The sequence below is a fragment of the Streptomyces sp. NPDC041200 genome, assembly GCF_055591805.1.
In genome coordinates this window covers 154,980-177,578 of sequence record NZ_JBVIZF010000008.1, presented here as the reverse complement: position 1 = coordinate 177,578, position 22,599 = coordinate 154,980, and the positions used below count along the sequence as shown (strand labels likewise).

19 protein-coding genes and 2 pseudogenes are annotated in these 22,599 nt (G+C 68.6%); 7 read left to right on the top strand and 14 right to left on the bottom strand.

Annotated elements, in window-relative coordinates; genetic code table 11:
* Positions 1-59: 59 nt before the first annotated feature.
* Positions 60-2,414, bottom strand: coding sequence for an MMPL family transporter (locus tag ACZ6CL_RS20540; protein WP_468937546.1), 2,355 nt, complete (start codon positions 2,412-2,414; stop codon positions 60-62).
* A 125-nt stretch (positions 2,415-2,539) separates the two neighbouring features.
* Here ACZ6CL_RS20540 and ACZ6CL_RS20535 point away from each other — a divergent pair, with 125 nt between their 5' ends.
* Positions 2,540-3,178 (top strand): TetR/AcrR family transcriptional regulator, encoded by a 639-nt coding sequence (locus ACZ6CL_RS20535; RefSeq protein ID WP_468937545.1) that lies wholly within the window; start codon positions 2,540-2,542, stop codon positions 3,176-3,178.
* Positions 3,179-3,441: 263 nt separating this feature from the next.
* On the opposite strand, the gene ACZ6CL_RS20530 is transcribed toward ACZ6CL_RS20535, so the two are convergent.
* From ACZ6CL_RS20530 to ACZ6CL_RS20515, 4 genes are all read right to left on the bottom strand, one after another.
* Positions 3,442-3,804, bottom strand: a complete 363-nt coding sequence (locus ACZ6CL_RS20530; protein WP_468937544.1) for a hypothetical protein — start codon at positions 3,802-3,804, stop codon at positions 3,442-3,444.
* 195 nt (positions 3,805-3,999) lie between these two features.
* Positions 4,000-4,239 carry a hypothetical protein gene (locus ACZ6CL_RS20525; RefSeq protein WP_468937543.1) on the bottom strand — a complete coding sequence of 80 codons (240 nt, stop codon included), beginning with the start codon at positions 4,237-4,239 and terminating at the stop codon, positions 4,000-4,002.
* On the bottom strand, positions 4,139-4,399 hold the full coding sequence (locus ACZ6CL_RS20520) for an alpha/beta fold hydrolase (protein ID WP_468937652.1): 261 nt from the start codon (positions 4,397-4,399) through the stop codon (positions 4,139-4,141). Before ACZ6CL_RS20520 ends, ACZ6CL_RS20525 begins: the two co-directional genes overlap by 101 nt.
* Before the next feature lie 121 nt (positions 4,400-4,520).
* Complete coding sequence (locus ACZ6CL_RS20515) at positions 4,521-5,222, bottom strand: SDR family oxidoreductase (RefSeq protein ID WP_468937542.1); 702 nt, start codon at positions 5,220-5,222, stop codon at positions 4,521-4,523.
* Between the two features lie 251 nt (positions 5,223-5,473).
* Between ACZ6CL_RS20515 and ACZ6CL_RS20510 the strand changes: the two genes are divergently transcribed.
* From ACZ6CL_RS20510 to ACZ6CL_RS20500, 3 genes are all read left to right on the top strand, one after another.
* Positions 5,474-6,070 (top strand): TetR/AcrR family transcriptional regulator, encoded by a 597-nt coding sequence (locus tag ACZ6CL_RS20510; protein WP_468937541.1) that lies wholly within the window; start codon positions 5,474-5,476, stop codon positions 6,068-6,070.
* A 122-nt stretch (positions 6,071-6,192) separates the two neighbouring features.
* Positions 6,193-6,927, top strand: coding sequence for an NADPH-dependent F420 reductase (locus ACZ6CL_RS20505; RefSeq protein WP_468937540.1), 735 nt, complete (start codon positions 6,193-6,195; stop codon positions 6,925-6,927).
* 89 nt (positions 6,928-7,016) lie between these two features.
* Positions 7,017-7,724: a nitroreductase gene (locus ACZ6CL_RS20500; RefSeq protein ID WP_468937539.1), complete on the top strand. Its 708-nt coding sequence runs from the start codon at positions 7,017-7,019 to the stop codon at positions 7,722-7,724.
* Positions 7,725-8,108: 384 nt separating this feature from the next.
* On the opposite strand, the gene ACZ6CL_RS20495 is transcribed toward ACZ6CL_RS20500, so the two are convergent.
* The 6 genes and pseudogenes from ACZ6CL_RS20495 to ACZ6CL_RS20470 all read right to left on the bottom strand — a co-directional run.
* Complete coding sequence (locus ACZ6CL_RS20495) at positions 8,109-8,924, bottom strand: oxidoreductase (RefSeq protein WP_468937651.1); 816 nt, start codon at positions 8,922-8,924, stop codon at positions 8,109-8,111.
* A 372-nt stretch (positions 8,925-9,296) separates the two neighbouring features.
* Entirely contained in the window at positions 9,297-9,866 is a 570-nt protein-coding gene (locus ACZ6CL_RS20490) for a TetR/AcrR family transcriptional regulator (RefSeq protein ID WP_468937538.1), read from the bottom strand.
* A 152-nt stretch (positions 9,867-10,018) separates the two neighbouring features.
* A complete protein-coding gene (locus ACZ6CL_RS20485; protein WP_468937537.1) occupies positions 10,019-11,317 on the bottom strand; it encodes a DUF3533 domain-containing protein in 1,299 nt (432 codons plus the stop codon).
* Between the two features lie 262 nt (positions 11,318-11,579).
* Entirely contained in the window at positions 11,580-12,554 is a 975-nt protein-coding gene (locus tag ACZ6CL_RS20480) for a 4Fe-4S binding protein (protein WP_468937536.1), read from the bottom strand.
* A gap of 754 nt (positions 12,555-13,308) precedes the next feature.
* Positions 13,309-15,672, bottom strand: coding sequence for a phosphoketolase family protein (locus ACZ6CL_RS20475; RefSeq protein WP_468937535.1), 2,364 nt, complete (start codon positions 15,670-15,672; stop codon positions 13,309-13,311).
* Between the two features lie 296 nt (positions 15,673-15,968).
* Positions 15,969-16,506, bottom strand: a pseudogene (locus ACZ6CL_RS20470) (IS5 family transposase); the annotation flags it as partial.
* Between ACZ6CL_RS20470 and ACZ6CL_RS20465 the strand changes: the two are divergent.
* The 3 genes and pseudogenes from ACZ6CL_RS20465 to ACZ6CL_RS20455 all read left to right on the top strand — a co-directional run.
* The gene (locus ACZ6CL_RS20465) at positions 16,411-16,626 is read left to right on the top strand and encodes a hypothetical protein (protein ID WP_468937659.1); all 216 of its coding nucleotides are present in this window, start codon (positions 16,411-16,413) and stop codon (positions 16,624-16,626) included. The pseudogene ACZ6CL_RS20470 and the gene ACZ6CL_RS20465 overlap by 96 nt on opposite strands.
* Before the next feature lie 310 nt (positions 16,627-16,936).
* Entirely contained in the window at positions 16,937-18,166 is a 1,230-nt protein-coding gene (locus ACZ6CL_RS20460) for a right-handed parallel beta-helix repeat-containing protein (RefSeq protein WP_468937534.1), read from the top strand.
* A 76-nt stretch (positions 18,167-18,242) separates the two neighbouring features.
* Positions 18,243-19,331, top strand: a pseudogene (locus ACZ6CL_RS20455) (pectate lyase family protein); the annotation flags it as partial.
* 46 nt (positions 19,332-19,377) lie between these two features.
* Here the strand turns inward: ACZ6CL_RS20455 and ACZ6CL_RS20450 are convergent.
* From ACZ6CL_RS20450 to ACZ6CL_RS20440, 3 genes are all read right to left on the bottom strand, one after another.
* Positions 19,378-19,857, bottom strand: coding sequence for a recombinase family protein (locus tag ACZ6CL_RS20450; RefSeq protein WP_468937533.1), 480 nt, complete (start codon positions 19,855-19,857; stop codon positions 19,378-19,380).
* Positions 19,858-20,303: 446 nt separating this feature from the next.
* The gene (locus ACZ6CL_RS20445; protein ID WP_468937532.1) at positions 20,304-21,773 is read right to left on the bottom strand and encodes a sensor histidine kinase; all 1,470 of its coding nucleotides are present in this window, start codon (positions 21,771-21,773) and stop codon (positions 20,304-20,306) included.
* Complete coding sequence (locus ACZ6CL_RS20440; RefSeq protein WP_468937531.1) at positions 21,770-22,504, bottom strand: response regulator transcription factor; 735 nt, start codon at positions 22,502-22,504, stop codon at positions 21,770-21,772. The genes ACZ6CL_RS20445 and ACZ6CL_RS20440 overlap by 4 nt, the downstream gene beginning before the upstream one ends.
* Between the last annotated feature and the right edge of the window lie 95 nt (positions 22,505-22,599).

Genomic DNA, 22,599 nt, shown 5'->3' with positions numbered 1-22,599 from the left:
CGCGAGGCCGCCCGGCCGGATAGCCCTTCGCCGGACTGCCCGAACCCGCCGCTGGCAGGTCAGCTGGGGGTCTCGGCCTTGGGGGCGGTGACGTGCGGCTTGTGGGGCGCAGGGCGGGGCAGCGGGATCTTCTGCGTGAGCTTGTCGCCTTCGACGTCGAGGTCGGGCAGCAGGCGCTCCAGCCGGGCGGGCAGCCACCAGGCTTTCTCCTGCGCGAGTGCCATGGTGGCGGGGATGAGGGTCATGCGGATGACGAAGGCGTCGATGAGGATGCCGGCGGCCAGCGCGAAGCCGGCCTGTTTGATCATGGGCTCAGGGTTGAAGATGAATCCGGCGAAGACGGAGACCATGATGGTGGCCGCCGCGACGACGACGGAGCTGGCACGTGCGAATCCCGTGACAGTGGCGTTGAGCGGAGTGGCGCCGTGGACGTGGGCTTCCCGCATGGAGGTGACCAGGAACATCTGGTAGTCCATGGCGAGTCCGTACAGGACGCCGGTGATGATGATGGGCAGCAGGCTCACCACAGGGGCCCTGGCGTCGAGTCCGATCAGGTCCTGGAGCCAGCCCCACTGGAAGACAGCCGTGGTCAGGCCGAAGGTGGCGCCGATGGAGAGCAGGAAGCCGAGGGTGGCCATCACCGGGATCATAAAGGAGCGGAAGACCAGGAGCAGGACGATCAGGGAGAGTGCGAGCACGGTTGCCACGTAGAGGGGCAGGACATCGGCGAGCCGGTCGGAGACATCGATCGCGAGGGCGGTGAAGCCGGTGATACCGACGGTGGCGCCGTGGGCTTCGCCGATCTGTGCGCTCTTGTCCCGTACGGCGGTGACGAGGTCCTTGGTGGCGTCGTCGTTCGGGCCGCTGCCGGGGATGAGGCTGAGGATGGCCGTGGTGCCGGTGCTGTTCATTCCGGCCAGGGACACCGAGGTCGAGCCCTTGATGCCCTCGATGGCGGAGGTGACCGCGGCGAGAGTTGCCGGGGTGAGGGACTGCCCTTTGGCGGCAGAGGTGACGGCGACCATGAGCGGTCCGTTGTAGCCGGGCCCGTAGACGTCGCTGACCACCTCGTAGCTCTGCCGCTGTGCGGTGTCGGTGTTGTAGCTGGCCCCGGAGGGCAGGCCCATCTTCATGTCGGCGGCAGGCACGGCCAGGATCACCGGGATCAGGAGCGCGGACGCGAGGGCCGGGTATTTGTGGCGGATCAGGCGTGCTCCCCAGCGACTTGCCCGCGCGTGGTCGGCGGAAGCCTTCGGTTGCCGCACCCTGTTCCGGTTCCGGGTGGGACAGACGCGTTCCTGGACCAGCCCCAGCAGCGCCGGCAGCAAGGTCAGGGCGAGCAGGACAGCCAGGGCGATCGTGGCAGCCGCCACGATGGCCATGGTGCTGAGCAGGGTGATCCTGACGACCAAGAGCCCCATCAAGGCGATGATGACGGTGCAGCCGGCGAAGAAGACCGCGCTCCCGGCTGTGCCGACGGCACGGCTGGTCGCTTCGTGCGCGTCCAAGCCGTCCTCCAGGATCAGCCGGCGTTCCCGGTTGACGATGAACAGGGCGTAGTCGATACCGACGGCCAGCCCCAGCATCAGAGCCAGGACCGCGGTGAGCGAGTGGATTTCAAAGACGGCGGAGAGAGTGAAGGCTCCCCCCACCCCCACCGTGACCCCGACCAGGGCGATGACCAGGGGTAGCCCCGCCGCCACGACCGACCCCAGCGTGACCAGCAGGACAATGGCCGCGACGACGACACCGACGATCTCTCCGATGCCGATGATCTCGGGGATCTCCATCATGGACGCGGACGGCAGGACTTCGAGGCGGCCATGTGCGGCTTGCCGCTCGGCGGCCTTGATGGTGCTGTCGATCGTCCCGGAGGGCAGCTCGTAGGTCTGTTCATCGAACTGGAACTGCATCAGTGCTGTCGAGCCATCGGCGGAGACAGTGACTCCCGGCACCGGCCGGCCGTCCACCTGTAACGGGACGGGCGTCTTGCCGGAGGACGGCTGTCCGGCAGCCTGAGCCACCGCCGCCTGGCCCCGTATCAGAGGGCTGTTCTCCCCCTGGGCGACTTGCTGAGCCATGACCTTCCGGGCGTCGATCACGTGGTCGTGGCGGTAGACGGCATCCACTGCCGCGACCAGGGCGGCCTGGACCTTCCCGTCGTCGATCTGGGCACCGTCCGGCGCTTTGAAGGCCAGCATGCCCTGCCCGCCGGACGCCTCCGGCAGGGACCTGGCCAGTTCGTCGATGACCTTCTGGGACGGGGTGCCGTCGATACGGACCTCGTTGCTGAGCTTGACCGGGTTGGCCAGGAGGAGGCCCACCACGGCCGCCACCACGGCCAGCCAGCCCCCGATGACGTACCAGGGTTTGCCGTAGGCGAACCTTCCCAACCGGTACAGCAGAACGGACACAGCTCTCTCCCTCTTCCGTGCGTCGAGACCACGCCAAGACACGAAGCGATAGTCCACTATCAAAGCGATAGAGTACTATCACACGAGGAAGGTAGCCTTCACCGCAGAGCAGGGAGGAGCCGTCGATGGCAACCACGAAGGACCGCGCTCACCGGCGCAGGGTCGACGCACGCGCCAGTGTCGAGCGCATCACCGCTGCCGGGCGGACCGTCCTCGCCACCGGCGAGGCATCCCTGGAACAGATCGCAGCCGAGGCCGGCGTGGGCATCGCCACCCTCTACCGCCACTTCCCCAATCGGGAGGCGATCGTCCGGGCCGTCCTCGACGACATCCTCGAGACGGACCTGCTGCCCCGCATCGACCGCGCCGCCGATGCTCCCGACCCGCGCCGGTCCCTCCAGGACATCGCCACGCACTTGCTCGACCTGATCACCGAGGAGCGGGGACTGGTCAGCTTCGCCAGCAACTTCACCGACGTGGCCGTGGAGGCCCTCCAGCGCCTCAGCCACTCCCTCCACCCCTTGTTGCTGCGCGCGCAGCAGCAGGGGGAGATCCGCTCCGACCTCACCGCGGAAGACATTCCGCGTTTCCTGGTCATGGCGGTGGCCGGTCTCGCCCTCCCCGGCACCGCGCCCTCTCTGCGCGCACGCTTCATCGCCCTGCTCTTCGACTCGCTCAACCCCGCGAACGCAACCCCCCTCCCCCCGCTGCTTGCCGGGGAGGACGACCTGCGTACCGCGGTCAGCAACGTCGCACGCGCGTAATCCGTCCGCCCTGACCCTCGGCGGCACCTGGAGCCGATACAGGACTTCCTGCGGCAGTTCAGCTCGAATACCCCCTGCGGATCGTGGTCTCGCTGGTCCCAGAGATCCGCGCGACCGCCCGGACACCGCCGATGAGCCAGGCGATGCGCTGAAGCTGATGCGCCTGTTCGGCATCGGGGAAAAGACCACCCGGCTTCCCGCCGATCGGGCTCGGCGTTCAGGGCCGCGACCGCGCCACGTCCGGCGGCGTGAGGGACCGCGGATCAGGCAGACGCCAGCTTCTGGACGCGCGGATGGTTCTCCAGCGCCCACCGCACGGTCTTCGGCCGACGCCCGAGCAGGGTTTCCAGCTGGTCGGTGACGCCGCGGTACCCCCCGCCGCCGATCAGCCGGGTCAGGGTCTTCATGTGCTCCGCGGTGTGCGGAAGCCCGGCAAGGGCAGTGTCCACGTAGTTCTCGTTCCAGGTTTCGACCTCTTCGGGAACGTACGTGACTTGACGTCCCAGCACAGCCCCGAAGTCCTCCGCGAACCCGTGCATGTCCTTCAGGTCCGGACCGTTGAGCTCGTAGGACTTCGAGATGTGCGGCGCCGGGTCGGCCAGGATCTTCGCGCACGCCTCCGCCACGCGAGGAAGTCGAGGAGCGCGGCGTTGACCTCGGCGGGACGCTCCTGCTGCGTCCAATGCCCGCACCCCGGCAGCACCACGGGGCCGTGCAGTCGTGGCGCGAGAGCGCTCAGCGGGTTGCCAGACCCGCCCGGACCGCGCAAAAGATCGCTCAGCGGGCTGTCTCCCTCCGGGTCACGCAATGCGGTGACCATGTCACGGTCTCCCACCACGTACAGCGCGGGGACGTCGATGCCGCACCCCCCAAAAAGGCGCAAGCAGTTCGTTGTTGCGTTCGATGTTCCGGTACCAGTTGAAGGCTCCGGTGAACGCCTGATCGCCGTGCGCGGCGAAGTCATCCGCGTAAACCTGGATGTCCTCCTCCGTCAGCCAGGCCGGTAGAGCGGGCGACTCCGGCATGGTGTCCAGGAGGCCCAGACCGTCGGGTATGACCAACGGGCGTGGCTCCCTGCCGAGCGGTGTACGACGTGACGTCCGGCGGCTGCTCACTACGGGCGTAGCCGCGCTGGTCGGGGGCGACGACCCGGTATCCGGCCGCCGCGAGCGCCCCGAACTGGTGACGCCAGGAGTACCAGCTCTCCGGCCAGCCGTGCAGCAGCAGGACCAGCGGTCCCTGCCCCCTGCTCGGCGATGTGCAGCCTGACCCCGTTCACGTCGACGAAGCGGTGGGTGAGCGGACGTTCCACAAGAATTTCCTTTGAATCGGTAGGTGCGTACTACTGGGTCAACTGCGTGTACATGGCTTCCAGTTCAGCGGCCAGCTGCAACTTGACCCAGCGAGTGGTGTCGTCGGCCAGCACCTCGTGTGCCCCCGCCGCGATACCGTCGAGCGCGGCCACGGCGACGTCGCGGGGGTCGGCCTTGGGCGCGTCGATGGCCGACGTCATGTCCGTGTTCACATAGGCCACGTGGAGCCCGGTCACCGCGATACCGCGAGGCTGCAACTCCAGGCGCAGAGAATTGGTCTGCGACCACAGCGCGGCCTTGGACGCGCTGTAGGGCGTGCCGTCAGCCAGCCAGGACAGGGCGGAGTGGACGTTGAGGATGTGGCCCCCTCCGTTGCGCTCGATGATCGGCGCGAAGGCCCGGGTGACCAGCAGCGGCCCGTAGAAGTTGGTCTCCAGGTCCCGGCGCACGTCCTCCATCGCGGAGTCGAGGTACGAAGCGCCGGCCGATGCGCCGGCGTTGTTGATCAGGATGGTGACATCCGGGGCCTGCTCGGCGGCCGCTGCCACCGATGCCGGGTCGGTGACCTCCAGCGCTACCGGAACGGCATGGGGATGCCTCACCGTGCGCGGGTCACGGGCCGTGGCGTAGACCTTGCCGGCACCGCGCGCGTACAGCTCCCCGACCAGCTCCTTGCCGATGCCGCGGGCGCCTCCGGTGACGAGAACGGTGGCGCCTTCGACTGCTGTCACGATTGCCTCCCAAGCGAGAAACCAACCGGTTTCCTCCACCGTAAACCGATCGGTTTCATCACGCAAGGCGGCCGAGCCGCATCGCGACGACCGTCGCGCGCGACGCCAATCGACAGGACCTGACTGCGATCCGGGCGCCAGTGAAGTGGGGGTCGAGTTGACCGGACACTGCCTCCGTTTTACGCTCGACCCTGCACGGAGGCAGCCTCCGTTTTATCGGGACCGCAACATCACGTGAGGCAGGAAGACGGATGAGCGTCAACGGGCAGCGGGGGCACAGGCCCCGGGCGGACGTCCAGCGCAACCGCGCGGCCCTCCTGGAAGCGGCGCAGCGCCATTTTCTGAGGTCCGGGGTTGGCGCCTCACTGGAGGCGGTGGCCAAGGAGGCGGGCGTCGGTCCGGGCACGCTGTACCGGCACTTCCCCACCCGGGAGGCACTGCTGGCAGCGGTGTTGCAGACGCGCTCCGAGGAACTGGTGGCCCGCCGGGCGGACATAGCGCAGCTCGGCGATGCTTCCGAGGCGCTGCGGCAGTGGCTGCGGGCCATGGAGGAGTACTTCAGTGCCTTCAGTGGACTGCCGGAACCGCTCATGGCCGCGGCCAGGGAGCAGGAGCCGGACAACCCGCTCACCCTGCCCTGCGACTACCTGATCGCCACCACCGACGAGTACGTGCGGGCCGCACAGCTCACGGGGCACGCGCGCCCGTCGGTGCAGGGGTACGACCTGTTCCTGGCGGCCGTCTCCGTTGCCTGGATCAAGGGCACCGGCGCCACTGACGAGGAATCGCTCGACCGCCTGCGCGCACTCATCGAAAGCGGATACCGCGAGCGGGACAACGAGGAGTAGGCCACCAGCCACTCACCACACGGCGGGCTGCCGGGGCACCTCACGGCGGTGTCTCGCCGCACAGTCATCACACCTCGCCATCTCCTTACCCAGGAGTGGCGCGACCTCAAGAGGGACAAATCATGAGAATTGGCGTTATCGGTACGGGAGCGATCGGGACGGCCCTGACGCGCACGTTCAGCGCGGGCGGACACGACGTCGAGGTGGCGAACTCCCGAGGGCCGGAGACGATCGATGCCGCTGCGCTGGAATTCGGGGCGCACGCGGTGACCGCGGCCGATGCCGTCCAGAGCAAGGACGTGGTCATCCTGTCCGTCCCCTTCGCCCGCATCCCGGACGTGGCGGGCCTCTTCGCCTCCGTGCCCAGCGAGACCGTGGTCATCGACACCTCCAACTACTTCCCTCACCTGGGCGGCCCCGTCAACGCGGTCGAGGCCGGCCAGGTGGAGAGCCTGTGGGTCGCCGAGCAGCTGGGGCGCCCCGTGGTCAAGGCATGGAACGCCGCCCTGGCAGGCACCTTGCAGACCAAGGGCGTTCCGGCTGGCACCCCGGGCCGCATCGCGCTCCCGGTCGCCGCCGACTCCGACGAGGCACGGCACGTGGGCATGCGCCTCGTCGACGAGAGCGGCTTCGACCCGTTCGACGCGGGCGTGCTGGCCGACTCCTGGCGGCAGCAGCCGATGACTCCCGCCTACTGCACCGAGCTGGGCCTTGAGGACCTGGGGCCGGCCCTGGAGGCGGCCGGCCGGACCGAGGCCCCGCGCACCCGCGACCGCCAGATGGAGCGCTTCACCACCCTCACCTCCACACCCACGCTGGAGGAGGTCGTCGAACTCAACCGCTCCCTCCACCGCTGACACACCCGGCACTGCCACCCCTTGCCACCACCACCCCCATGAGGCACAGCCGCGATCACGCGAACTGAGCCCACTTGAGAGGAATCGTTTTGCTGCCCACCACGGCTTCGCCCTTCACCGACCTCGTGCGGTCCCGGCGCTCCGTTCGGAAGTTCCTGCCCGCCCCGCTGTCGCCGTCGGACATTCGCGGCGTGCTGGAAGACGCTCAAACCGCCCCGTCGAACTGCAACACCCAGCCGTGGACGGTGCATGTCGTCTCTGGCGCGGCGCGGGACGCCCTGAGCAAGGAACTGCTCCACGCCGATGAGGAGGAGCGGTTCTCCTACGATTTCACCTTCGACTACGCCGACTTCGGCCAGGGCACCTACCTCGACCGGGCGCACAACCATGCCGCGACCCTTTACCAGGCTCTGGGGATACCGCGCTCGGACCGAACAGCCCGGAAGGCAGCGGCCCGGGAGAACCTGAATTTCTTCGGCGCGCCCCATGTCGCCCTTCTGTTCGTGCCGGTGTTCGGAGACGGGGTGCGGGCGGCGGGTGATATCGGCATGTACGCGCAGAACTTCCTGCTCTCACTGACGGCCCGGGGCTTCGACGGCATTCCACAGACCATGCTCGGGTTCTACGCCGACACCATCCGCGAGTTCCTGGGTGTCCCCGAGGAGCTCAAGCTCCTGTTCGGCATCTCCTTCGGCACCGCCAACGAGGCCGCACCGGCGAACAGCTTCCGCATGGGACGAGTCCCGCTTGAGCGCAGCGTCGTCCTCCACGACACCCCCGGCGTTCTCGACGCGTAGCAGTTCTCCACCGACGAGAGACCCAGTCCCGGACTCCACCCATGAGTAGTGTCAGTCAACTGTGCGGCTTCAGCGATCGGCTGAACCAGTCGGGTTTCCCTGCCCAGCCGCTGTGTCCTTCGCTGCCCGCCTATCGGGCCGGGGAACCACCGGCAGGACGATACGGGATGGTCGGGCGGCCTCGTGGAAGACCTGATGCCGGGCCTCTCGGGCCGTGGTCGCGCTCATGACGGCCATCATGGGGTCTGCTTGCCGTACGGTAGCTGGCTCAGCAGCACCTGCCCTCACGCATCTCCGTCGGAACATCGGCCTCGATCCGGATCTCGGCGATGCGCCGCTCCCTGTGCCTCTTTGCTCGTGGGCGTGCTTGGGCGTGGGCGGGCGTCAGCCGGCCAGCCGGTTGTACTTGCGGATCTGGCTGTAGAAGATCCGGGAGGGAACGATGCGGCGCAGCGTGCTGATTCGCCCGGCCATCGGGCCGGCGGTGTACCGCACCTTCGGATGGGTATCTGTCGCTGCCGCCACGATCGCCTTGGCGACGGTGGCCGGGTCGTCGCCGTCCCTGACGGCTGTGGCGATCACCTGATCGGCGACGCGACGCTGCTTGTCGTAGACGTGCAGGGGCGTGTCGGGCTGCGTGCTGTTCGCCTCGAACCCCGTGTTGGTCCCGCCGGGCTCGACGAGAAGGACCCGCACGCCGTGTTCCCGGACCTCGTGGTCCAAGGACTCGGAGTACCCCTCGACCGCGTGCTTGGACGCGGCATAGGCAGCCAGGTACGGCGCCGGGATGAGCCCGAAGATGGAGGAAAGGTTGATGATGCGTCCGCCTCCCCGGGCTCGCATGTGCGGCAGCACCTCCTTCACCATGCGCATGACGCCGAAGACGTTGATGTCGAAGACACCCTGGGCCTGCGCGACGGAGTTTTCCTCGGCCGCGCCCGTCAAGCCGATACCGGCGTTGTTGACCAGGACGTCAATCCGTCCGAACCGGTCGACCACCTGCTGGACCGTCGCACTGACCGACGTGTCACTGGCCACGTCGAGGTCGAGGAAGGCCACTTTGTCGACCGGGGCGACGCGCGAGGTGTCGCGGCTTGTGCCGACCACGTCGAAACCCGCTTCGACCAGCGCGAGCGCGGCCGCCTTCCCGATACCGGATGACGCACCCGTCACGAGTGCGATCGGCCGATTTGTCGTCATCATGGACTCCCGAAGCCACTGAGAAACCGATCGGTTTCCGCCACGGTAAACCGATCGGTTTTCATGTGCAAGCCCAAGGAGGGAACTCATCACGAACCGCGTTGCCGACTATGTCCGACCAGATCAGCGAGCTCTTATGGGCTGACTGGATCAGACTCTGTGAAACCGTGCGCCTGTGTCACTGGGCGCGGATGCCAACCAGACCACGACCTTCCTGGCGCAGGGCAGCTGGGACTTCACCGTTACGCCCCTCGGGTTCATCCCGAGCGCCGAGAGGAATGACGCCGTGCGAGCTGCTCTGGCCGCCGCGCCGGAGACCGCCATGCACTCGTAGAGCACATCAGTCACCGAGCCGCTCGAAGAGTGGCTGCCTCAGCGCACGTCTGCAGCATCGAGCAGGGTGACCACAGTGGGCGCGATGAGCCCTGTGAGGTTGTCGGCTCCGATCCCCGCGCGAGCACTGGCGCCGTCGAAGACCAGGCTGAGCTGCCGGGCCAGCAGGTCCGGATCGCTCGCGCCACCCTGTTCGGCCTCGGCCCGGAAAAAGGCCGTGAGATTTCCCTTGATCCGGTGCGCCACCTGACTCGCAGGGTGGCTCCGATCCTTGAGCTCGATCTGCACCGCCAGGTACCGACAGCCCCGGAACTCGGGAGCCCCCGCCTGCGATTCCACGTTCTCGAAGACGCGCAGGATCCGCTCGCGGGGTGAGCGGCCATCGTCCGCCGCAGGCAGGAGCCTCGCCACGAAGGCAGAAGCGCGCTCCTCCAGGCTCGCCGCCAGCAGCTCCTCCTTGCTGTCGAACAGCATGTACATCGAGCGCTTCGAAACCCCCGCCGCCTTGCACAGCGCCTCGACACCGATGCCGACACCGTCTCGGTAGGTGAGCGTGGCCGCCGCCTCCAGCAGCCGCTCTCGGGAACTGGGCTTCACCTCGGTGCTCATAAGAGCAGGATAACTCGATTTCAGCGAAATAAAAACCGATCGGTTTCCAGGGTGTCTCGGGCGATATCCGGCGCCGCGCACAGTCGATCGGACACCTGAACTGTGCCAGGGCCCCGCGCGACACGAGGACCCAGCCCCGCCGTGACGTTCCGCTACGCCGGGACGGCGGTCTTATCAGGCTTCGTCTCGACGGGGACGCGGTGCAGTCCCTTGCGGTCGTACCAGCCTGTCACGCCGAAGCCGAACAGCACGGCCGCCACGAGACCGACGGCCATCATCGCCCATCCCCGGGCCAGGCCGGCGTCGGCCTGGGCGTCGTAGTAGAGGATCGAGCGGACACCGCCGGTGATCTGCCGCAGCGGCTCGAACTCCGCGAGGAAGCGGTAGAAGCCCGACAGCGCCTCGATCGGGGTGGTGGCACCGGCCGTCGGCACTGCCATCCCGATGAAGACCAGCGTGACGACCAGCATGCCGGGCGTGCCGAACACGGCAAGGAGGGTGAGCGCACCGATACCTGAGACCGCGATGGCACACACCGAGTACAGCCACAGCAGCGGCAGGTGGGAGGCGGCCATCCCCATGATGCCGACCGCGCCGACCATGACCATGGTGCCCATCAGCAGCGACAGAGCGATCATGAGTGTGATGCTGATGGCGAGGGTCTGCGCCCTGGTCGCCCGGATCAGCGGCCGGTGCAGGCGCAGTGGGCCCATGTCGTTGTGGGTGTAGCCGAGGGCGTGGTCCGTCTGGCCGCTGACGACATTGGCGGAGAGCATGCCGCAGACCACGAGGACGAGCGCGTAATAGAACGCCGTCAGGCCGAGGCCGCTGTGCGGGGCGAGCGGATGGCCGTCCTCAACCGTGACGGCGGCCGGGTCGGCCAGCAGGACGCGCGCCGCGGCGGGCAGTTTCGCCTGTTCGGCCACGGTCCGCGCGGTCAGTTCCTTCCCCAGCTGGAGCGAGGCGCTCTCGGCCGCCGTAGTCGAAGCCGCCCGAGCCATGCTGGAGCCCAGGCTGCCGGCGGACTGGTTGGTCAGCACCGTCAGTGTCGGGCGAACCGGGCTCTTGGGGCCCGCGGTGCCGGTCAGTGCGGTGACGGAGGAGGTGAAGTTGTCGGGCACGACGAGCGCGCCGTACAGCTTGCCCTCGCCGATCTCCTCCTTCACCTCCTTCTCGTCCATCATCTTCCAGTCGATCCTGTCCCCGCTCGTGGTGGATTTCTTGATCGACTCGGTGATCCGCGCTCCCAGATTGACCTGCTTGCCGCCGACAGCGGCCCCCGCGTCAACGTTGACCAGACCTACGGGGAGCTTCTTCATGTGATCGGCCGGATCGATGTTGGCGCCGACGTAGAACACAGTGAACAGCAGCGCCAGGACGCCGGTGATGGCGCCGTTGACGATCCACAGCGGCTTGGCTCGCAGGACGCGGAAGGGGTGGATTTCATTCATGACTCACTCCGGTCTGGACAACACAGCTACATCGGGAGGAGACCGGACCGCGCAATTGCAGACCGGCGGCCCTCGGAACGTTCGCCCCTCGGCGGACCCGACCGCCACAGAACGGGGAGCTCCTGACTGGGTGAGGGCCATCCGACGACCGATCGAAGCTCCATCGGATGAGTCGGGCACCAGGCCGGATGACGTGAGCGTGTTCGCCGACGCCAGCGAGGGCGTTCCCGACCGAGTACAGGTGCGGGCGCAGTGCGCCGGGTCAGGAGGATGCGGAGCGTTTCGCCGGGGGCTGCCACCCGCCGGTGACCTCTTTGACGGGCTTGTGGGGGAAGCGGCGCTGGGCGTATTCCTGCGCATGTGAGCCCGGCAGGACGTAGAGGGTTTCCCTCTTCTCCTGGAGCGGTCGCAGCACGGTGTCCATGAAGGTCTTGCGGTCCTCCAGGTACGGGCCGAGGACGTCTTCGCCGCCGGGACAGACGGCCATGCAGTAGCCAGACTTGTAGCCGGGAGGAGAGGCCAGGCTCTGCCACATGGAGGCGCTTTCGGAATCGGTGACCCGGGAGCGGTAATCGGCGGCGTCCTGGCTGTCGGCCACGGTCTGCGCCCAGTCGGTGAACCCGCTCATGAACTCACGGTAGTTATGTGTGGTGCAGGCGAAGAAGTCGAAGTCTCCGTCCTTACTGATGGCGCCGACCGGGCAGGAGGCGACGCACAACTTGCAGTCGATGCAGGGGTTGTAGTCCAGCGCCTGCCCGTACTCGCTCACCTGGGCATCCACCAGGACGGTGGCCAGCAGCACGAAGTTGCCGAACTTGGGGTGGATGACGTTGCGGTGCAGACCCATCACACCGAGCCCCGCGGCCACCGCGACGGTCTTGTGCGCCACCACCCAGATCCGCTCATTGGGGAAGCGGTCCATCTCCTGGGGGAAGCCGACAGACGGATTGAGCGCGCGGTAGCCGGCGTCTTGCAATGCTCGGGTAACGCTGCGGGCGGCATGGTTGGCCTGCTCGTCGGTCTGATGGAACTCCTGGTTGGCCACGCTGCGAGCCGGGGAGCGGCAGTTGTCGCGGTTCATCCGAACCACCATCGCGATCAGGGTCCGCGTGCCGGGCAACGCGGCCAGCGCGTGCTCCCGCTCGCCGGCCAGGTCGGGATGGTCCAAGCTGACCGCGGCCGCGTCGTCCGCACCGGCCGCCAGGCACAGTTCGCGCAGCCAGCCCGCGTCGATCACCGCCGGCGGGCTCGCTACGTCACCGGCCCTGCGCCGAGCGAGTACGGCCTGCACCGACGGGTGCGCAGCCAGCTTCGGCGGAAGCTTCGGAGCCGGAGGTTGCCGATCGGCATCGCGCGCGGTAGTCATCCGATTCCCTAGTCAGCGTAGTTTTCGATCTCGTCCCATGGCGGAAACCGATCAGTTTCCACCACCGTAAACCGATCAGTTTCAACACGCAAGCCCAAGCGGCGGGCGGCTCCCGACCACGCGGCGACGGCCGGCCACTCCCCCAAGCACTGATGCCACGGCGCGCGTGAACCGACAGCTCCAGACGCGCCGGATCATCCGGATCCGCGAACAATCGAGGGCTTCCGTGGTGGCCGCGCACCGACCAAGGAGCCGGCCCCTGGATCACCACCGGGCACAGGCCCACCCGCTGGCGGCCCGAGCACCACCCGGCCCCCGCTCCACTACGCGCGGCGAGCAGGCCGCTGGCCGGGACCTTGAGGAAGGCCCCGAGGTGCTGATCGATGGTCACTTCAATGGCGGCCTGGCACACTATTCTTCCTGCCCCCCGCCGACCGCAGGCGCCTCTACCGCTGCTGCGGCTGCCGTGACAGCCACCGCCACCAACTCGGAGTCCACTGCCCGCTCGAGCAGAGCGTGGTCACTGACACCGACAACGAAACGGCCTAGCCGCGGTCCCGCGGTGATTCGACGGCTCCCGGTGGCGGAACCGTGTTCCGTCCCCTTTGCGGGGCCCGTTCGGCGGTCAGCCGGTCCAGGTCCAGTCGGCGACCTCGGGTAGGTCGGTGCCGTGCTCGCGGATCCAGGCGTGGTGGCGCAACCGGGCGTCCTCCATCTGCTGCCGAAGCGGCGCGGCGCGTACGGCGAGGCCGGGGACGCGGTCAATGGCGTCCATGACGAGCCGGTAGCGGTCGAGGTCGTTGCGGACGACCATGTCGAAGGGCGTGGTCGTGGTGCCGATCTCCTTGTATCCGCGTACGTGGAGGTTCGGGTGACCCGCGCGGCGGTAGGCGAGCCGGTGGATCAGCCACGGGTAGCCGTGGTAGGCGAAGATGACCGGCTTGTCCCGGGTGAACAGGGCGTCGAATTCGGCGTCGGTCATACCGTGCGGGTGTTCCTCGTGGGGCAGCAGCCGGGCCAGGTCGACCACGTTGACCACGCGCACCATCAGGTCGGGCAGGTGGCGGCGGATCAGCTGGGCAGCGGCCAGGATCTCCTGGGTGGGCACGTCCCCGGCTGCGGCGAGGACGACGTCGGGCTCGCGGCTGCCGTCCTCGGTGCCCGCCCACTCCCAGATCCCGGCGCCGCGGGCACAGTGGGCGCGGGCCTGGTCGAGGGTGAGCCAGTCGAAGCAGGGCTGCTTGCCGGCGACCACCACGTTGACGTAATCGCGGCTGTCCAGGACATGGTCGGCGACCGACAGCAAGGTGTTGGTGTCCGGCGGCAGGTAGACCCGGACGACCTCGGGTGCCTTGTTGAGGACGTGGTCGACGAAGCCGGGGTCCTGATGGGAGAAGCCGTTGTGATCCTGCCGCCACACGTGCGAGGTGAGCAGGTAGTTCAGCGAGGCGATCGGCGCGCGCCAGGGCAACCGGCGGGTGGTGCGCAGCCATTTGATGTGCTGGTTGACCATGGAGTCGACGATGTGGACGAACGCCTCGTAGCAGGAGAACATGCCGTGCCGGCCGGTGAGGAGGTAGCCCTCGAGCCAGCCCTGGCAGGTGTGTTCGGAGAGGATCTCCATGACCCGGCCGTGCCGGTCCAGATGCTCGTCGACGTCGAGAGTCTTGGCCTGCCACGCCTTGCCAGTGGCGCCGTAGACGGCCTGGAGCCGGTTGGAGGCGGTCTCGTCGGGGCCGACCAGCCGGAAGTCACGGCGCTCGGTGGTGTCCTCCATGACCTGCTCCAGCAGGCCGCCGAGGACCCGTGTCGGCTCGTGCAGGGTCACTCCTGGCTTGTCGACGTCGATCGCGTACCGCTCCAGCGGCGGCACCGGCAGGTCGCGCAACCTGAGCCCACCGTTGGCGTGCGGGGTGGCACCGAGCCTGCGGCGTCCTTCGGGTACGCAGTCGAGCACCTGGGCGGTGGGGCTGCCGTGGTCGTCGAACAGCTCTTCCGGACGGTACGAGCGCAGCCACGCCTCCAGTTGGCGCAGGTGCTCGGGATTGTCGCGGACGGCGGACAGCGGGACCTGGTGGGCGCGCCAGGTGCCCTCGACCGGGACGCCGTCGACTTCGGCGGGTCCGGTCCATCCCTTGGGGGTGCGCAGCACGATCACCGGCCAGTGCGGCCGCTCGACCACGCCCTCCTCGCGGGCGGCGTTCTGGATGAGCGCGATGCGGTCCAGCGCGGTGTCCATGGCCTCGGCCATGGCGCGGTGGACGGTCATGGGGTCGTCGCCGGTGACGTGGATCGGCTCGTGGCCGTAGCCGTGCAGCAGGTCGTCCAGCTCGGGTCCGTGCAAGCGGGCGAGCACCGTCGGGTTGGCGATCTTGTAGCCGTTCAGGTGCAGGATCGGCAGGACGGCGCCGTCGTACACCGGGTCCAGGAACTTGTTGGAGTGCCAGGAGGCGGCCAGCGGTCCGGTCTCCGCCTCGCCGTCGCCGATGACGCAGGCCACCAGCAGGTCCGGATTGTCGAACGCGGCCCCGTAAGCGTGCGAGAGGGCGTAGCCCAGCTCGCCGCCCTCGTGGATCGAGCCGGGCGTCTCGGGCGCCACATGGCTCGGCACACCGCCGGGGAAGGAGAACTGCTTGAACAGCCGCTCCATACCCGCCGCGTCCCGGCTGACGTCCGGGTAGATCTCGGAGTACGTGCCCTCCAGCCACGAGTTGGCCAGCACGGCTGGGCCGCCGTGGCCGGGGCCCCAGATACACAGGGCGTCCTGGTCGCGGGCCCTGATGACCCGGTTGAGGTGGGTGTGGACCAGGTTCAGGCCCGGTGAGGTGCCCCAGTGCCCGAGCAGCCGGGGCTTGACGTGCTCCGGGCGCAGGGGCCCGGTGAGCAGCGGGTTGTCCATCAGGTAGATCTGTCCGACCGCCAGGTAGTTCGCGGCCCGCCAGTGGGCGTCCAGCGCCCGCAACTCCTCGTCGGTGGGTACGGTCGGCATGGTCTGTCCTCCGGTCGTGTCGGTGTCCCTACCAGTCTGTGCGCGTCCGGTCACACACGGGTAGGGCCGTGCGGGTGAGCGGCAGGGCCGTTCGGTCCCGTCCGCCGGTGTTCGTTTCCGGGCCGGTTCAGTGAAGGTGACGCAAGCCAGTGCGCCGCAGCTCGGGGCAGCCCGTAGGCCCTCCTGCCGAGGGCAGAATCAGGACCGGCACAGCGACCGGCCCGGACCCGGCCCTCCGATCCGGGTCTTTCTGTTGGACGACCACGAGGCGGTACGGCGCGGGGTGCACGACCTGCTGAGCCGGCGGGAGGGGTTTCGCAGTCGCGGGCCAGGCGGCGGTGGAGCATCAGCCAGCCGCAGGTCCGCTCGACTGCCCAGCGTTTCGGGATTGGGGTGAACCCCCTGATCCCGGGGGCGCGTTGGAGCAGGCGGGCGCCGGCCACGGAGTCCTGCACACCGGCCGCGGTGACCAGCACGGTCAGAAGCAGTCCGGGCGTGTCGGTGATGATGCTGCGTTTCCTGCCGGCGATCTTCTTGCCGGCGCCGCTGCCCTGACTGGCTGCGGGAACGCTGGTGGGTGTCTTGACGCTCTGCGCGTCGATGACGCATGCCGACGGCTCGGCACTCCGGCCGCCCTGGCGTCGCACGAACTCCCGCAGTAAGCCGCTGAGGGGCAAAGATGCCTTCCTTCTGCCACTTGGCGAAGTAGCCGTAGACGGTTTCCCAGGGTGGGAAGTCGTGCGGGAGATAGCGCCACTGCACGCCGGTGCGGCCCACGTACAGGATCGCGTTCAAGATCTCGCGCAGGTCATGTTCGGGCGGCCGGCCGAAGTCGCGTACGACTGGTCGGGGCGGGCGATCAAGCGGCACCGGATGGAGATCCGGGGCGCATTCGGTTTCCGTGAGTGCACCGAGGATGACCAGGCCCAGCTCGCCGAGTGGCTGGCGGTCTAGCTGTGCGGGGTGGCGCTGAACCGGGACCGGCTGACGGAGGCGATGGTGGCCCGCTGTTGTCGTCACGTTCACCCTGCAGACGCCCCCGCGGCCATGATTCATCTTTCTGAACAGATTTCAGGTGGCCGCTCTATTGACGCAGTCACGACACGTTTCTACCGTCTCAGAAAGCGCTTTCCCCCGCTGTGTCAGCACGATCAGTTCAGCACTTCGAACAGCACCTGCCCGGCCGGAAGGCCCACCGCCCTGCCCGGGCACACGGGCCACGGCCACCTCGTACCCCCACAACCGAAGATTCTGGAGACAGGCGATGCAATCGAGAGCCGCAACAGCATCGGTCGGCCTGCTGGCAGGCGCCCTCATCACGCTGTCCGGCACCACGGCGCAGGCCGTTTCCGTTCACGGCGATCGCGGCAGGGCCACGCCCGCGACCGTGAGCGCCGTGAAGGCGGCGAGCACCGTCCTCTACGTCGCGCCAAACGGCAAGGACAGCGCGTCCGGAACACAGTCCGCCCCGACCACGCTCACCTCGGCGATCAGCCGCATCTCGTCCAGCGGGACGATCTACCTGCGCGGCGGGACGTACAAGTACTCCTCCACCGTCACGATCCCCGTCGGCAGCAACGGAACCTCCAGTGCCCGCACCACCCTGTCCGCCTACCCGGGCGAGACGCCGGTGCTGGACTTCTCCGCGCAGAGCGAGAGTTCCTCCAACCGGGGCATCCAGCTGAACGCCGACTACTGGCGCCTGTACGGCCTCACCGTCCAGCACGCCGGGGACAACGGCATCTACGTCGGCGGCAGCAACAACGTCGTCGAGCGCACGGTGACGGCGTACAACCGCGACACGGGGCTGCAACTCGGCCGGGTCGCCAGCAGCACCCCCACGTCCCAGTGGCCGTCCAACAACCTGATCGTGAGCTCGGAGTCACACGACAACAAGGACTCCGCCGGCGAGAACGCCGACGGCTTCGCCGCGAAGCTCACCACCGGCACCGGGAACGTCTTCCGCTACGACGTGGCCCACAACAACATCGACGACGGCTGGGACCTCTACACCAAGACCGACACCGGCGCCATCGGACCGGTGACCATCGAGTACTCCCTCGCCTACAGCAACGGCACCCTCAGCGACGGCACCCAGAACAACAACGGTGACCGCAACGGCTACAAGCTCGGCGGCTCGGACATCAAGGTCAACCACCTGGTCCGGCACAACATCGCCTACAAGAACGGCCACCACGGGTTCACCTACAACAGCAACCCCGGCACGATGACCGTCTCCGACAACGTCGGAATCGACAGTGTTCAGCGCAACTTCTCCTTCGACAAGGGAAGTTCGGTGTTCCGGAACAACACCTCGTGCCGCAGCGGCAGTGGCTCGAACGACAAGGTCGCCGGTGACGCCGAAAGTTCGAACCAGTTCTGGCTCGGCTCGAACGGGTCGCGCTGCTCCTCCTACGCCGGTGCCCTGGGCTGGTCCTTCGCCGGGGACGGCCACCTCGTCGTGACCTTCGGCAGCAAGGCGGTGACGCCGTGAGCAGTCAGTGTTCCCGTTCCGGCGCGAGACGCCGGCAGGAGCAACGCCCGGCATCGCGGACTCATGAGGAGGCGAAATGAAAAGACCACACGCACTGCGACTCCGTACGACGCTTGCCACGATGGCCCTCGCAACCGCGGCCGGTGCGCTTCTGCCGGTGCCCGAGGCATCGGCGGCGGCCGGCGGCGCCACCGGCTACGCGACCCAGAACGGCGGGACAACCGGCGGCGCGGGCGGGCAGACGGTACGGGCCACCACGGGAACCGCAATCCACACGGCCCTGTGCAACCGGGCCAGCAGCAGCACGCCTATCACCATCGAAGTCCAGGGGACCATCAATCACGGCAACACCAAGAAAGTGTCCGGCAAGAGCTGCGACACCGCCGACGGAGTGATCGAGCTCAAGAAGGTCAGCAACGTCACGATCATCGGAGTCGGCAACGGCGCCGTCTTCGACCAACTGGGCATCCACCTCCGCGAGGCCAGCAACATCATCATCCAGAACGTGACCGTCCGCGACGTCAAGAAGTCGGGCTCCCCCACATCCAACGGCGGTGACGCCATCGGCATGGAGCGCAACATCCGCAACGTCTGGGTCGACCACACCACCCTGGAGGCGTCAGGCGGGGAGGCGCAGGGGTACGACGGCCTCTTCGACATCAAGGACAACACCCAGTACGTGACCCTCTCCTACAGCATCCTGCGCAACTCCGGCCGCGGCGGCCTCGTCGGGAACAGCGAGAGCGACCGCTCGAACAGCTTCATCACCTACCACCACAACCAGTACGAGAACATCGACTCCCGCGCGCCCCTGCTGCGTGGCGGAACCGCCCACATGTACAACAACCACTACGTGCGCCTCAACGAGTCCGGCATCAACTCCCGCGCCGGAGCCCGCGCCAAGGTGGACAACAACTACTTCGAGGACTCCAAGGACGTCCTGGGCACCTTCTACACCGATGTGGCCGGTTACTGGCAGGTCGGCGGCAACGTCTTCGACAACGTGACCTGGTCCGAGCCCGGCAGCGAGAACCACCCGGCCGGCCCCGATCCACAGTCCAACACCACGGTCAGCATCCCCTACTCCTACAGCCTCGACCCGGCTGACCGCGTGCCGAGCATCGTGAGCCGGACGGCAGGCGCCGACAAGGGACTGCGGGTGTCGGCCCCGGTGTCCTAGCTCAGACACCAGCCACAGAGTAGCGGGGTGATCACGTACTCACTGCCGTGGCGGTGTGCTCGTCGTGTTCGCGGAGCATCCGCATGACGGTGGCGGGTGAGGGGTGTCGCCCCTTCTTCGTGCCGGTGGTGATGAGGAGCCGCTTGGCGATGTCGCGCCGGCTCATCTCCTGGTCGCGCGGGTGGAGGGCCATGGACAGCATGTCGTCGTGAGTGACCCCGGCGCCGCCGATGGTCTTGCCGCTCTGCCGGGCGGACTCGTGGCCTTCGAGGGTGCGGTCGCGGATGTACTCGCGCTCCATGCCCGACATGGCGGCGAGCACGGTGAAGGCGATGCCGGAGGGACCTTGTGAGCCCTTCAGTTCGCCGGTGAGGAACTCCGGGCCGATGTCGCTCGCCTTCAGTTCCTCGGCGAGCATGGCGAGTTCGATGCCGCGGCCGAGCCGCTTGTGCTCGTGCACGACGAGGGTGACGGCGACGCCGGAGGAGCGGATCTCCCGGGCGAGCTTCACGACGGCCTCCAGCTCGGGGCGCTTGGTGGCGCGGGTGGAGATCTTCTCCGAGAAGACGCGCCGGAGTGGTGCTGCTGGTAGAGCAAGACCGCATCGGCTGCCGCGTTGTCGGCTGTGCTCGTGCCCTGACGCAAGCCACGGGCGGTGCACAATCCGGGCAAGATCCTTCTGGATGCGGCGCTCGCTGCCGCCGTGGGCGGGGACTGCCTGACCTATGTCGGCGGGCTGGCCGTGACCGACACCACTGCAAGCGGCTCCCACGCGAATACAGGCTCTTGTGGCCCATCCACTCGGCGGCATCGGTGATCGCAATGCCGTTGACTAGTAGTTCGAGGCGAAAGAAGTGCCGGAAGCCGCCCGGATCCTGGGGGACGGAGGAGGCCGTCTACCGTGCCGCACGTCTGCAGCGACCGGCCACGGAGGTGTCTCCACGATCCACAGAGTTCTCAAACGCGGTCCGGATCGGGCGCCGCGGTACGGCGCGGAAGCCGGGCCCGGAAGACGGTGGCTCCCGGCCTGCTGGTCAGCGTGATCGTGCCGTCGTGTGCCGCGACCACGGCTCGTACGATCGCCAGCCCGAGCCCCGTACCGCCGCCCGCCCGCGACCGGCCGGGATCGGCGCGGGCGAACCGCTCGAACACCTCGCCCTGGAGCGTGTCCGGGACGCCCGGCCCGTTGTCCGCCACCGTCAGCTCGGCATCGCCGTCCGCCACCGCGAGCCGCACCGTGACCCGGGTTCCGGCCGGGGTGTGGGTCCGGGCGTTGGCCAGCAGATTGCCGATCACCTGCTGGAGCCGGTGCTCGTCGCCGAGCACGGTAACCGGCTCCTCGGCCAGCTCCAGCGTCCAGCGGTGGTCCGGCCCCGCGGCCCGCGCGTCGCCCGTCGCGTCGAGCACCAGCCGGGTCAGGTCGACGGGCCGGCGGGCCAGGGGACGCCCCGCGTCGAGCCGGGCGAGCAGCAGCAGATCGTCGACGAGTGTGGACATCCGCTCCGACTCGGACTGGATCCGTTCCAGCGCGTGCCGCACCTGCTCCGGTACGGGTCCCGGGTGGCGCAGCGCCAGCTCGGCGTGGCCGCGTACGGAGGCCACCGGGGTGCGCAGCTCGTGGCTGGCGTCAGCGGCGAAGTGCCGGAGCCGTTCCTCGCTCGCCTGGCGACGGGCCAGCGCGTCCCCGACGTGGCCGAGCATGCGGTTGAGCGCGGTGCCCACCTGCCCCACCTCGGTGCGCGGATCGGTGTCCGGTACGGGCGGGGGCATGGCCACCTCACCGCTGGCGAGGGGCAGTTCGGCCACTCCGGCGGCGGTCGTGGTCACCCGCCGCAGCGGCCGCAGCGACAACCGTACCCAGAGCGCCCCGGCCACCCCGGTGACGAGCAGGGCGCTGCCGAAGACCACGGCCTCCACGATCTCGAGCCGGTGCACGGTCTCCTCCACCGGGCGCAGCGGCAGCCCGGTGACCAGGACGTCGCCGTCGTCCCCGGGGACCGCGACCACCCGGTAGGCGCTCAGCGCGGACAGACGCACGCTGTGGCCGTCGCCGTCCACCGGCACCCCCGCCAGGACCCGCCGGTCGGCGCCTGTCAGCGGAACGGCGGCGTCCGTCTGGTCGCGCACGACCGCCGCGTCGGTCGTCGTACCGCGCAGCAGCCGGGCGCCGAAGGTGCGGTCCGACTGGCCTCGGGTGTCGGGCCGGTTGTCGGCGTCCGGGTGCCGCTCGCCGTGCTCCAGGCTGGCCGGGAAGCGGCCGCCGGCCGCCGTCAGCTGCTGGTCCAGCCGGCGCACCAGAAATCCCTCCAGTGCGAACACCGTGGTCAGCCCCACCGCCAGACTCGCCACCGCCAGCAGCACCACCAGCCCGGCGGTCAGCCGGGCACGCAGCGTACGGGGTGCCCATCCGCTCGGCCGCCGCCTCACGCGGCCTCCGCTTTGAGCACGTAGCCGACCCCGCGCACGGTGTGGATCAGCGGTGGCCGTCCCGCGTCGATCTTCTTGCGCAGATAGCTGATGTACAGCTCGACCACGTGGGCCTGGCCGCCGAAGTCGTAGCTCCACACACGGTCCAGGATCTGCGCCTTGGACAGCACCCGCCGGGGGTTGCGCATCAGGAACCGCAGCAGTTCGAACTCGGTGCGGGACAGCTCCACGGCCACGCCCCCGCGGGTCACCTCCCGGGCCTGCTCGTCCATCACCAGATCCCCGACCACCAGCCGGTCGTCGCCGGGCTCCCGGGCCATCCCGGCCCGGCGCAGCAGCCCGCGCAGCCGGGCCAGCACCTCCTCCAGGCTGAACGGCTTGGTCACGTAGTCGTCGCCGCCAGCCGTGATCCCCGCGATCCGGTCCTCCACCGCGTCGCGCGCGGTCAGGAACAGTACGCACACGTCCGGCAGCTCCGCCCGCAGCGCGCGCAGCACGGCGAGCCCGTCGGTGTCCGGCAGCATCCAGTCGAGCACCACCGCGTCCGGGTGGAACGCCCGTACGGCGGCCAGCGCGGACGCGCCGTCGGCGGCGGTACGGACCTCCCAGCCCTCGTAGCGCAGCGCCCCCGACAGCACCTCGGTCAGATCGGGCTCGTCGTCGACGACGAGGACGCGGACCCGGGCGCCATCGGGCCGCAGCAGAAAACGGCTGGTGGTGTGCGTATCCATGATGAATCAAGCATCCCTCGCGCCGCGCCGTGCCGAAGCCCGCCCTTCCTCTGAGTTTCCTCTGAATCCCGAGTGCCTCGCCCCGTTCATAGGGT